Source organism: Shewanella marisflavi, from assembly GCF_002215585.1.
GTDB lineage: Bacteria > Pseudomonadota > Gammaproteobacteria > Enterobacterales > Shewanellaceae > Shewanella > Shewanella marisflavi.
In genome coordinates this window covers 193,768-206,796 of sequence record NZ_CP022272.1, presented here as the reverse complement: position 1 = coordinate 206,796, position 13,029 = coordinate 193,768, and the positions used below count along the sequence as shown (strand labels likewise).

The following is a 13,029-nucleotide window of genomic DNA, read 5'->3' as shown; positions in this document are numbered from 1 at the left end:
TGGCCCAATTCACCCATTGGGATTGTTCATTAACTCAGTAGGGTCACTAATACGGCATTTTGTGCATGCATGCGGTTTTCTGCCTGCTGCAAGATCAATGAGCCAGCCCCGTCGACCACCTCGGCGGCCACTTCCACCCCACGGTAGGCTGGCAGACAGTGCATGAAGAACTTGGCCCCGGCCTTGTTCATCAAATCGGTGTCGACATGATATGGGGCAAATTTAGCTTTGATCTCATCTAGACTGGCGCTATCTCCCATGGAGATCCAGGTATCAGTATAGATGGCATCATGGCCAGCGATCGCTTCGACATCTGAGCTCAATACCAGCTCACCGCCATGGGCCTCGGCTATCGCCTGCGCCTCCAAAACCACCTTACCATCAGGAAAATGACCTTGGGGACAGATCACCGTCATCTTGGCACCGAGTAACGCCGCACCATACATGAGCGAGTGGGTCACATTATTACCATCACCGACATAGGCTAGCTTAACCTTGCTGACATCGTCGAACTGTTCCGACAGAGTCAGGAAGTCGGCCAATCCCTGACAGGGATGGTACATGTCCGACAACGCGTTGATCACCGGCACACTGCCATACTCTGCAAGCTGTTCAATGGTCGAGTGAGCAAAAGTTCTCGCCACAATGGCATCGGCCCAACAAGAGATGTTAGCGGCGAAATCAGATACTGGTTCACGCTTGCCCAAGGCACCATTTTGCTGATCCAGGTAAAGACAATGACCACCTAACTTATTAATACCGATGTCAAAGCTCACGCGAGTACGCAGCGATGGCTTTTCGAATAACATCACGACACTCTTACCATCGAGTGCTTTGCGATAGTCTTCTGGATTGGCCTTGATCGTTTTCGCCAGAGCGAGTAGGTCGATCAGTTGCTGCTGGTTTAGCTCTTTTATCGATAATAGGTGATTCATAGCTCTACTCCTAGATGAATACTCTTCTCATGTTCCGTTTAATTAATGTGGCAATACCTGAGTGCCAATAGACTCGCCCTTCTCCAGCGCGATTAACTGTTCGGCGTCGCGCCAGGAAGCCACCTGCACAGGTTGCCCCATCCACTGTGCAACCTCTAATGCCGCCTCAACTTTAACCTTCATACCTTTCTCGATAACGCCCAACTTGGTCAACTCATCGGCATGAGCCTTATCCAAGGTCTTAATCAACTGCCCTTTGCCGTCTAGCACGCCGCTGACATCTGACAACAATACCAATTGACCTTCCACTAGCTTGGCGATCACAGTCGCCGCCTGATCGGCATTGACGTTAAGCAGATTGCCCGCGTCATCTACGGCTATTGAGCTAACAATCGGCATCCAGCCTTGCGCTAACAAGAAGTCGAGATAAGCAGGATTGTTAGGGGAGACTTCACCCACAAAGCCGAGTTGCTCATCTTTGATGGCTGCATTCACAATGCCGCCATCACACAGGCTCATACCGACACAGGTAATGCCGGCTTTGACCGCACTGGCCTGTAAAATTTTATTGGAGGTACCGGCTAGCGCACCGACGACAATAGGTACCTGCTCTTCGGGAGTGACACGCAAACCATCCAGTTTAACCGTCTCCATACCATTGGCTTTTAACTGCTCGTCTACCAGGCAACCGCCACCGTGAACCAAAACGACAGATTGCCCCGACTTAATAATGTTGGCGGCACTGGCCATCAAGCGTGTCAGCCCCATTTCACATTGCATTAAGGCGCCACCCACTTTAAGCACTAAGGTTTTCTTACTTGCCGACATAGCTACTTCTCTCTTATCCAGGTGACAAAATTAATAATTAAAATGAATCTTTATGCATTGATGCGCCTGACTGGCCGCACCTTTCATCAGGTTATCGATGGCGCTCGCCACCACCAGGTAACCATTGAGAGGATCAAACTTCCATCCCAGTAGGCAGTTTGGGGTGTGCACCACATCGTCCACCTTAGGAAATTGATTATGGTACACATTCACCAAAGGTGCTGAGTCATACACTTGATAGGCCTTGGCAATATCACTCTCAGTCACGCCTGGCTTCATCTGCACCGTGATAGTGGCCAGAATGCCACGTTTAAAGTTGCCTAGATGAGGGGTAAAGATCACCTGCTGCCCCAACTGAGTGGCGATCTCAGGTTGATGTCTGTGACCTAGTACGCCGTAAGGAGTCAGGCTCACCTCACAGAAGCTGGTATGTAGCTGGGCCTTTCTGCCTGCACCCGTCACGCCGCTGACGGCGTTGATCACGGGTAGGCTGTCTGTCATGAGATCTTTAAGAGGTTTCAGTGCCGTTAGCGAGGCCGTTGGGTAACAGCCAGGCACGGCAATCATCTTGCTACTAGCAATCCCTTCGGCATTCCACTCTGCCAGACCATAGACAGCCTGAGCCAACACCTCTGGATAGAGATGTTCAAAACCATACCATTTAGGATATTGCTCGATATCAGCGAAACGGTAAGCACCGCTAAGGTCGAATACCGCCAGACCCGCCTGATAGAACCAAGCAGCCAGATGCAGGCTCACACCGTGATCTGTCGCCAACACCACGGCATCGGCCTCATCGACTATAGCTTGCTTGGCCTGCTCAGTCAGGGGCGCCAAACAAAGATCGATATGGCTATAAACCGGATACAGGCTGGCCAATGTTTTGCCCTTATCCAGGCTATTTTCCGAAACATAAAGACCTTGAATCTCTAGCTGATCATCCGCTTGGATCAGTGAAGTAATTTGTGCACCTGTGTAACCACTGGCGCCAATTATCGCTATGCTTTTCATACTTTGTGACTTCTATATTAAGTTAACGCTAAAAAAGAGAGGGGCACTACTTAAGCCCTGGTATAGATACCAATATGACAAGATTATCGTCGCAGGAAGTGAATACAGCTAACCTTATATGCAGAATGTAAGAATGAATTGTTCATTTTTTGTCTCGAAGTTAAGCCTTAAATAATGGCGCTTGTTTCAGCTGTTTGATAGACTACCACAACAAACTAATTATGCAATAATATTGAATAGATATTTTCAAATAAATTTGGTGAATTGAATTAAATGATGAAAAATTTTCCTGATATCAAACAGTCCTTCAGTGAACTCATCGCTACCCCCTCTATCAGCGCCCTAGAAGCAGAGCTGGATATGAGTAATCAGGGAGTGGTGACGCTGCTCAGTCAATGGCTCAGTGATCTCGGCTTCGAATGCCAAATACAAGCGGTTGCCGATACCCGCGGCAAAAACAATCTACTTGCCAAGATAGGTCAGGGACGTGGCGGTCTGCTACTGGCAGGCCATACCGACACAGTCCCCTTCGACGAAGGCCGTTGGAGCCAAGATCCTTTTACCCTGACGGAGAAAGATAACCGTTGGTACGGGCTCGGCACCTGCGACATGAAAGGTTTTTTTGCCTTGGTTATTGAGGCTGTACGCCAGATGCCGACACAGGATTTCGTTCGGCCACTCTATATACTCGCCAGTGCAGATGAAGAGACCACGATGAACGGCGCCAAGGCCTTCGCCCAATCCAAGGCCATTGCCCCTGAATATGCACTCATAGGCGAGCCCACCGGATTAAAACCCGTATATATGCATAAGGGACATCTGGCCCAAGGCATTCGCATCACGGGGCGCAGCGGTCACTCCTCCGATCCCGACAAAGGGCTAAACGCCATTGAGATCATGCACCAGGTCATTGGCCAGCTGCTCAAGCTAAAACAACATTTGGCCGACAACTATCGCGAAGAAGCCTTCAGCGTGCCGTATCCCACCATGAACTTCGGCCATATTCATGGAGGCGACGCCGCCAATCGCATCTGCGGCTGCTGCGATCTCCATCTGGATATCCGCCCCCTTCCCGGTCTGCCGCTAGAGGTTTTGGAGCAACTACTGATCCAATACCTTGCCGAGCTTAGCCAGCGTTACCCAGGGGCTATCAAGATTAGTCAGCTTTATCCCGGCTCTCAGCCCTTTGCCGGACAAGCCGATAATCAATGGTCACAGCTAGTTGCCCAGCTATCTAATACGGCGCCAGAAGTCGTTAACTACGCCACCGAGGCCCCCTATATTCAACAGCTAGGCTGTCAAACCCTGGTGTGGGGACCGGGCAGCATAGAGCAGGCCCATCAACCAGACGAGTATCTGGACACCGCCTACATCAACAAAACCGTAGACTTACTTAAGCAGTTGATTTACCAAGCTTGTATAAAGCCGTCTTAAGATCACCATAAAAAATTCACGCAAGGTGATATAGAACACATAAGCATACGATATGAAGATATGCTGTATTGACCTAAACCTGATAGCCTAGGTATGGTGATTGATTAACTAGTGGGTATGGAGCATTTATGACAGATATGTACGCGTCGCTGCGATCTAATGTAGGCACCTTAGGCCAAATATTAGGCGATACCATTCGCACGCACATGGACGAACCATTTTTAGATAAAATTGAACAGATAAGACATCTTGCTAAAAGCTCTCGTCAGGGTAATGATACCGCCAGAGAACAGATGCTCACCCTATTGGCCGCCTTACCAGATGAAGAGCTAGTCCCCTTTGCCAAAGCCTTCAATCAATTTTTAAACCTAGCCAATATCGCAGAGCAATTTCATACCATCAGCCGCAACTGTGACGAACTGGTATGCGTACCAGACCCAGTGGATCAACTCTTAGGACGCATGCTCAACGGCCGCATAGATCAAGATAAAATGCTTGAATGTCTGCAGACACTCGATATCGATCTAGTGCTCACGGCCCACCCAACAGAGATCTCACGTCGCACCCTGATCCAGAAATATTCCGCCGTGGTTGATTGTCTTGCCACCTTGGAAAACCCGCTGCTCACCGAAAAAGAGAAAAAACGAAATCACCTCAGGCTCAGACAGCTTATCGCCCAGATTTGGCACACCAACGAGATACGCCACGAGCGACCAACACCAGTGGATGAAGCCCGCTGGGGCCTCAGCACAATAGAAGCCTCGCTCTGGCACGCCATTCCCGATTTCATGCGTCAACTCAACGAGCAAGTCGAAGAGCGCACCGGCAAACAACTGCCCAGCGACATGGCACCGATCCGCTTCTCTAGCTGGATGGGGGGCGATCGCGATGGCAACCCATTCGTCACAGCCAAAATCACTCAGGAAGTGCTGGATCGCAACCGCCACACGGCGGCACGTCTCTACCTTAAAGATGTGGTCTTGCTCGTTAATGAGCTGTCGATGGAAGAGGCTAATGACGAGCTGCTAGCCCTCACCAATCATAGCCATGAGCCATATAGAGAGGTGCTGCGCGAGCTAAGGCAAAAACTGCGCGATACCATAGATTACTTAAATGCCCGTCTTGAGGGTCATTCGCCCGAAGTGGATCTCGACACCTTGATCTGGCACGAGGAAGATCTTAAGCAGCCATTGACCCTGCTTTACCAAAGCCTAAATGAGTCGGGTATGAGCCTGATTGCTAACGGTCTGCTATTGGATATGCTGCGTCGACTCGCTTGCTTCGGAATCCATATGCTACGCCTGGATATCCGCCAAGATGCCCAGCGTCATAGCGACGCTATTGCCGAACTGACTCGTTATCTGGGTCTAGGCGACTATGATCACTGGGACGAACATGAAAAACAGGCCTTCCTGCTCAGGGAGTTAAGTGGCAAACGCCCTCTCATCCCCCATAACTGGCAGCCCAGCGACGATGTGGCCGAGGTGATCAGCACAGTCAGGCTGATCGCTAATCAGTCTTCGAAGGCGTTAGGCTCCTATGTGATCTCCATGGCTAGCCAGCCCTCAGATGTATTGGCCGTACTCCTGTTACTTAAAGAGGCTGGCTGCCAATACCCAATGCGTGTCGTCCCCCTATTCGAAACTCTGGACGATCTTAATAATGCCTCTAGCTGCATGTCGGCGCTATTTGCCATCGACTGGTATCGTGGCTACTGCAAGGGTAGCCAAGAGGTGATGATAGGTTACTCAGATTCGGCTAAAGATGCCGGCGTTATGGCCGCCGCCTGGGCTCAATATAGTGCTCAGGAGAAACTGGTTAAGGTCTGTGCCCAAGCCGATATCAAACTCACGCTATTCCACGGCCGTGGCGGCACCATAGGCCGTGGTGGCGGACCGGCACACAAGGCGATCTTGTCACAGCCCCCGGGCTCTGTAGATGGGCGTATTCGTGTCACCGAGCAGGGAGAGATGATCCGCTTCAAGTTCGGCCTGCCTAAGCTGGCGGTGCAAAGCTTGGCGCTGTACACCTCAGCCGTGATGGAGGCCACCCTATTGCCGCCGCCAGAACCTAAGCCTGAATGGCGTGAAGCAATGGAGCGCCTCGCCGGCGATTCTGTGCAAGCTTACCGTGCTATCGTACGTGAGGAACCCGATTTTGTGGCTTATTTCCGCGCGGCGACACCAGAGGTCGAGCTGGGCAAGCTGCCCCTGGGCAGTCGTCCGGCCAAACGCCGTGTCGATGGAGGCATCGAAAGCCTGCGTGCGATTCCCTGGATCTTTGCCTGGTCGCAAAACCGCTTGATGCTGCCCGCTTGGTTAGGCGCGGGAGAAGCACTACAACAAGCAGCCGACAGAGGTGAGTTAGGCCTGCTACGAGAGATGGAGAAAGAGTGGCCTTTCTTTGAGACCCGCATTTCCATGCTTGAGATGGTCTATGCCAAGGCAGAACCCAATCTGGCAAAATACTATGAAACCTGTCTGGTACCTAAGGAACTGCATCACCTAGGTGAAGCGCTGCGCGCCAGAATGGCAACCGGGATCAAGGTGGTATTGGAGCTGACACAATCTGATGCCCTGATGTCCCATACGCCGTGGAACCGCGAGTCGGTAGAGCTACGTAACCCCTACATCGATCCGCTCAACTTCCTTCAGGCAGAGCTATTGGCCCGAACTCGCAAAGAAGAAGCGGGGTCGAGTAATGTGGAATTAGCGCTAATGTTGACCATAGCCGGCGTCGCGGCAGGTATGAGAAACACAGGCTAATGAAACAGCTGACCCTACTTGGCCTCATGATGCTGCTATTGACCGCCTGTGTCAGTCAATACAGCATCAGTGAGCGCCAGCTCACCAACTATCTCAATGAGGAGATGCATTTCGAGGTCAAAGAAGGCAATCGCTTCTTCGGCATAGAGATGAAGATTAATGATGTGAAGGTCAAGTTAGGTCATAAGGCTGACACTATGGCGATTGCGGCAAACAGTCAGATTAAGGTGGCAAATCCGCTAATGCCCATAAACGCCACCACGACGGCCGAGTTCGAGGCTAAGCCTTGGTATGATACCAACCAGCATAGCCTCTACCTCAGAGAACTAAAACTGGTCAAACTGACCTCTAGCCCCAAAGATCTTGAGCAAGCCATGGGACAGGCCGCGCCTCAGGTCATGCGCTTTATCACTCACTTTCTGGAAACCCAGCCTGTATATGTACTCGATACACAAGAAGGCAATCAGGCGCTTCTGGCAGAGATGACCAAACGCATCGAGGTGGTCCCCGGAAAAATTAATCTCATCTTTAAAGACTAGGGCGTTCAAGGCTCGCCCTAACTCTATTGCCTGAGTCTCACATCAGCCGATTATTTGGCAAATCTGGGATAAGAAGCATAGTCGACCAATACAGAAGTATCGTCCAACTCGCGCCTGAGCATATCCAAGGCGACGGCACTGCTCAGCTGCCTCACCAGCTCACGGGAGCGCGCCGGAAATTTTAGCATCTGGCTATATACCCCTTGTTTGGTGGCTAAAGCGATGGCCACCGTCCCCACAGGCTTAGCATCGCAGCCACCATCAGGACCGGCAATGCCACTGGTGGCAAGCGCGTAATCGCTATCTAGTAGAGCTCTAGCGCCTTTAGCCATCTCCTCGACCGTTGCAATCGAAACAGCGCCATGATCGTCCAGTGTCGCAGGCTGAACCCCTAACACCTTGACCTTAGACTCATTGCTGTAGGTCACCAGCCCTTGATCTAGATACTGTGAGCTTCCGGCAAAGGCGACCAGGTTGCTGGCAATCATACCGCCAGTACAAGACTCGGCCACACTCAAACGCTTGCCCGAGGCTAACAGACGGTTATGAATCACTTGCGCCAAGGAGGTCACATTCTGCCCGACAACCGCATTGCCGAGTCGGCTCATCACCTCAGCCTTTAGCTCATCTAACTTGGCGATAGCATCCTGCCCTCTGGCAAATAGCTTAATTTCGATATAAGGCATAAAAGAGCGGTAGCCTAAGGTGATCCCGCTGGGAAGCGCGATACTTTCGAGTTTGTCAGCCAGCGCCGACTCCCCCTGACCTATGGTCAATAATTTCTGAACCTCGACTTCGACATGACTATCGGCAATCTGCTCGACAAAGGGAATAAATTGCTCAGTCACCATCTTTTTAAATTCAAAGGGCACACCTGGCGTGAAAAAAAGCCAGGCACGATTAAGCTTCACTCTAAAGCCACAGGCTGTCCCAACAGGATTGTCCACCATGATGGCCGAAGCGGGCAGCATCGCCTGCTTGAGATTACTTGCGGGCATCTGTCGCCCATTGCGCGTAAACCACTCTTGAATACGTTCGCGCCATAGGGTGCATTCAACTAATGGCTCCCCCTTGGCAATCGCCATTGCCTCAGAAGACATGTCGTCACTGGTTGGCCCCAGACCACCGTTAACTAAGATGACATCGGCGTGCTCACTACGCTGACGAAAGACTTCAACCAGATCATCCATACGATCACCAACGGTAATACGCTGCTGCATCTCTATACCATGGTCCATCATAGTATTGGCTGCCCAGGCCGCATTGGTATCGACTATCTGTCCCGACAGCACCTCTTCACCAGTACAGATCATTTCTATTTTCATATCCATCCCTTGAAACTAAGCGATTTAACTTTGCCATAAGGTAGGTAAGGCCGCTCTGAATAGCAATAGACAATAGGACAACTCAGCAGATATTCACATTCGTCGGCGTTAGCGCGCCTTTACAGGTCTTATCGCTCTAAACAATTTTAAAGTCAGCCGCTACAAGCGAACTAGACTCATTAAATCAATATGGCAAACGAAACTGCAGGGAAGAGATACGCATAAACTAATCCTAATGAGGATTCTGGCTCTTAACCATCACAAGCGAGAAATGCCGATAAGCCATCATTTCCTTTTTATCTCATGACGTACTCATAGGCCTATGAACGAGAAACTGGGAATGTCGAGCAGCCAATTTGCATGGATGCATATCGCGAAGCGATGTGCTTACGCTCGTAAAGAGCCAATACAGCTAAGAAAGACGAGATTTGACTGCATGTGCCTTAGCACGCGATAGTTTTCATCACACAACGAAAAAAGCCTCTGCATTTCTGCAGAGGCTTTCGTCTTAATGTTGGTGGGCGCATATCGCGAAGCGATGTGCTCATGCGCGCTAAGTGTCAACGTAGCCGGGGCGGACGGGACTCGAATACTTGTGTCTTCGACACGCGAGACAGGGTGAATAGGCATCGTCATAAGCCCTAAGTGCCGATAAGTAATCATTTTCGATATGACTAAGCTTCTTATCTCATGACCCACAAGCTCACGATAACTTAAAAGTTTCAAAGCGATAAAACGAAAAAAGCCCTAGCATTTCTGCTAGGGCTTTCGTCTTAATGTTGGCGGAGCGGACGGGACTCGAACCCGCGACCCCCGGCGTGACAGGCCGGTATTCTAACCAACTGAACTACCGCTCCTTTAGTAAAACGCTTACGCGGGATACTAAATTAGGCGCCTGGAAATGACCTACTCTCACATGGGGAGACCCCACACTACCATCGGCGCGATTGCGTTTCACTTCTGAGTTCGGGATGGGATCAGGTGGGACCACAATGCTATGGTTTCCAGACAAATTCGGAAATTTAGAAAGCTGTACTCTTTATTCAAGAGCTAATTTGAGTTCGCACTTCAATCAAGTACTTGTATTCTTCTGATTCAGTAACCATTATTACGACCTCCATGGATGGAGGAAGTGCCAAGAAATGATTGGACTCATTTCCGGTACTTTGCAGTAAAAACCCTTTTGGGTTGTATGGTTAAGCCTCACGAGTCATTAGTACAGGTTAGCTCAACGCCTCACAACGCTTACACACCCTGCCTATCAACGTCCTAGTCTCGGACGGCTCTTTAGAGACCTTAAAGGTCTAGGGATGACTCATCTTAGGGCTCGCTTCCCGCTTAGATGCTTTCAGCGGTTATCGATTCCGAACGTAGCTACCGGGCAATGCCATTGGCATGACAACCCGAACACCAGCGGTTCGTCCACTCCGGTCCTCTCGTACTAGGAGCAGCTCCCTTCAATCATCCAACGCCCACGGCAGATAGGGACCGAACTGTCTCACGACGTTCTGAACCCAGCTCGCGTACCACTTTAAATGGCGAACAGCCATACCCTTGGGACCGACTTCAGCCCCAGGATGTGATGAGCCGACATCGAGGTGCCAAACACCGCCGTCGATATGAACTCTTGGGCGGTATCAGCCTGTTATCCCCGGAGTACCTTTTATCCGTTGAGCGATGGCCCTTCCATTCAGAACCACCGGATCACTATGACCTGCTTTCGCACCTGCTCGACGTGTATGTCTCGCAGTTAAGCTGGCTTATGCCATTGCACTAACCGTACGATGTCCGACCGTACTTAGCCAACCTTCGTGCTCCTCCGTTACTCTTTGGGAGGAGACCGCCCCAGTCAAACTACCCACCAGGCACTGTCCTCAACCCCGATTCAGGGGCCAGAGTTAGAACATCAACACTACAAGGGTGGTATTTCAAGGTTGACTCCACGAGAACTGGCGTTCCCGCTTCAAAGTCTCCCACCTATCCTACACATGTAGGGTCAATGTTCAGTGCCAAGCTATAGTAAAGGTTCACGGGGTCTTTCCGTCTAGCCGCGGGTATACGGCATCTTCACCGCAATTTCAACTTCACTGAGTCTCGGCTGGAGACAGCGTGGCCATCATTACGCCATTCGTGCAGGTCGGAACTTACCCGACAAGGAATTTCGCTACCTTAGGACCGTTATAGTTACGGCCGCCGTTTACCGGGGCTTCGATCATGAGCTTCTCCGAAGATAACCCAATCAATTAACCTTCCGGCACCGGGCAGGCGTCACACCGTATACGTCATCTTGCGATTTTGCACAGTGCTGTGTTTTTGATAAACAGTTGCAGCCACCTGGTATCTGCGACTGCCGTCAGCTTAGGGAGCAAGTCCCATCACCAACAGCAGCGTACCTTCTCCCGAAGTTACGGTACCATTTTGCCTAGTTCCTTCAGCCGAGTTCTCTCAAGCGCCTTGGTATTCTCTACCCGACCACCTGTGTCGGTTTGGGGTACGATTCCTGCTAACCTGAAGCTTAGAAGATTTTCCTGGAAGCATGGCATCAACTACTTCAGTTCCGTAGAACCTCGTCATCAACTCTCAGTATTAGGTACCCGGATTTGCCTAAGTACCCTACCTACAGTCTTAAACGCGGACAACCAACGCCGCGCTAGCCTAGCCTTCTCCGTCTCTCCATCGCAGTTAGCAGAAGTACGGGAATATTAACCCGTTTCCCATCGACTACGCCTTTCGGCCTCGCCTTAGGGGTCGACTTACCCTGCCCCGATTAACGTTGGACAGGAACCCTTGGTCTTTCGGCGTGGAGGTTTTTCACCCCCATTATCGTTACTCATGTCAGCATTCGCACTTCTGATACCTCCAGCGTGGGTTACCCCTTCACCTTCAACGGCTTACAGAACGCTCCTCTACCGCACTAGCGCAAGCGCTAGTACCCATAGCTTCGGTGTATTGCTTAGCCCCGTTAAATCTTCCGCGCAGGCCGACTCGACTAGTGAGCTATTACGCTTTCTTTAAATGATGGCTGCTTCTAAGCCAACATCCTAGCTGTCTAAGCCTTCCCACATCGTTTCCCACTTAGCAATAACTTTGGGACCTTAGCTGATGGTCTGGGTTGTTTCCCTTTTCACGACGGACGTTAGCACCCGCCGTGTGTCTCCCGAGTAGTACTCATTGGTATTCGGAGTTTGCAAAGGGTTGGTAAGTCGGGATGACCCCCTAGCCTTAACAGTGCTCTACCCCCAATGGTATTCGCTCGAGGCGCTACCTAAATAGCTTTCGAGGAGAACCAGATATCTCCCGGTTTGATTGGCCTTTCACCCCCAGCCACAAGTCATCACCGCATTTTTCAACATACGTGTGTTCGGTCCTCCAGTTGATGTTACTCAACCTTCAACCTGCCCATGGCTAGATCACCGGGTTTCGGGTCTACACCTTGCAACTAAACGCGCAGTTAACACTCGGTTTCCCTACGGCTCCGCTATTCGCTTAACCTCGCTACAAAATGTAAGTCGCTGACCCATTATACAAAAGGTACGCAGTCACGGTCTCAAGAACCGCTCCCACTGCTTGTACGTATACGGTTTCAGGTTCTATTTCACTCCCCTCACAGGGGTTCTTTTCGCCTTTCCCTCACGGTACTGGTTCACTATCGGTCAGTCAGGAGTATTTAGCCTTGGAGGATGGTCCCCCCATATTCGAACAAGATATCACGTGTCCCGTCCTACTCGTTTTCACCTAAAGTTAGTTTTCATGTACGGGGCTATCACCCTGTATCGCTGTGCTTTCCAACACATTCCACTAACACCCTCTAGGCTTAAGGGCTAATCCCCGTTCGCTCGCCGCTACTAGGGGAATCTCGGTTGATTTCTTTTCCTAAGGGTACTTAGATGTTTCAGTTCCCCTCGTTCGCCTCATTAAGCTATGTATTCACTTAATGATGACAGCTTATGCTGCCGGGTTTCCCCATTCGGACATCGTTAGCTCAAATGCTTGTTACTAGCTCGCCAACGCTTTTCGCAAGTTACTACGTCCTTCATCGCCTCTGACTGCCAAGGCATCCACCGTATACGCTTAGTCACTTAACCATACAACCCAAATGAGTTTCATCTGAGTCGCATCGCAACTAATGGTTTCAACTTTCGCCAAAAGAATACTCAATGCACTTGATTAAAGTGTGTTTTGAGAACTCAAT

At 50.6% G+C, this 13,029-nt stretch carries 7 protein-coding genes, 1 tRNA gene and 2 rRNA genes; 3 read left to right on the top strand and 7 right to left on the bottom strand.

Features of this window, described 5'->3' with window-relative positions; genetic code table 11:
• Positions 1-29 precede the first annotated feature (29 nt).
• Genes CFF01_RS01030 through argC form a run of 3 tightly spaced genes read right to left on the bottom strand, consistent with a single transcriptional unit; the run spans position 30 to position 2,774 of the window.
• Entirely contained in the window at positions 30-935 is a 906-nt protein-coding gene (locus tag CFF01_RS01030) for an ornithine carbamoyltransferase (RefSeq protein WP_088903551.1), read from the bottom strand.
• A gap of 42 nt (positions 936-977) precedes the next feature.
• Positions 978-1,763 (bottom strand): acetylglutamate kinase, encoded by a 786-nt coding sequence (gene argB, locus CFF01_RS01025; RefSeq protein ID WP_088903550.1) that lies wholly within the window; start codon positions 1,761-1,763, stop codon positions 978-980.
• 30 nt (positions 1,764-1,793) lie between these two features.
• Positions 1,794-2,774, bottom strand: a complete 981-nt coding sequence (gene argC, locus CFF01_RS01020) for an N-acetyl-gamma-glutamyl-phosphate reductase (RefSeq protein WP_033540432.1) — start codon at positions 2,772-2,774, stop codon at positions 1,794-1,796.
• A 276-nt stretch (positions 2,775-3,050) separates the two neighbouring features.
• Here argC and argE point away from each other — a divergent pair, with 276 nt between their 5' ends.
• The 3 genes from argE to CFF01_RS01005 all read left to right on the top strand — a co-directional run bounded on the left by argE (position 3,051) and on the right by CFF01_RS01005 (position 7,512).
• Positions 3,051-4,208, top strand: coding sequence for an acetylornithine deacetylase (gene argE / locus CFF01_RS01015; protein WP_088905837.1), 1,158 nt, complete (start codon positions 3,051-3,053; stop codon positions 4,206-4,208).
• A 128-nt stretch (positions 4,209-4,336) separates the two neighbouring features.
• On the top strand, positions 4,337-6,973 hold the full coding sequence (ppc, locus tag CFF01_RS01010) for a phosphoenolpyruvate carboxylase (RefSeq protein WP_088903549.1): 2,637 nt from the start codon (positions 4,337-4,339) through the stop codon (positions 6,971-6,973).
• Positions 6,973-7,512 (top strand): DUF1439 domain-containing protein, encoded by a 540-nt coding sequence (locus CFF01_RS01005; protein WP_088903548.1) that lies wholly within the window; start codon positions 6,973-6,975, stop codon positions 7,510-7,512. The genes ppc and CFF01_RS01005 overlap by 1 nt, the downstream gene beginning before the upstream one ends.
• Positions 7,513-7,562: 50 nt before the next feature.
• Here the strand turns inward: CFF01_RS01005 and CFF01_RS01000 are convergent, their stop codons facing one another.
• The 4 genes from CFF01_RS01000 to CFF01_RS00985 form a co-directional block, all read right to left on the bottom strand.
• Complete coding sequence (locus CFF01_RS01000; RefSeq protein ID WP_088903547.1) at positions 7,563-8,837, bottom strand: CinA family nicotinamide mononucleotide deamidase-related protein; 1,275 nt, start codon at positions 8,835-8,837, stop codon at positions 7,563-7,565.
• A gap of 780 nt (positions 8,838-9,617) precedes the next feature.
• Positions 9,618-9,694 (bottom strand) — tRNA-Asp (locus CFF01_RS00995).
• 36 nt (positions 9,695-9,730) lie between these two features.
• Positions 9,731-9,846: ribosomal RNA gene (rrf, locus tag CFF01_RS00990) — 5S ribosomal RNA — on the bottom strand.
• Positions 9,847-10,029: 183 nt separating this feature from the next.
• A 23S ribosomal RNA gene (locus CFF01_RS00985) occupies positions 10,030-12,922 on the bottom strand.
• Positions 12,923-13,029: the final 107 nt, after the last annotated feature.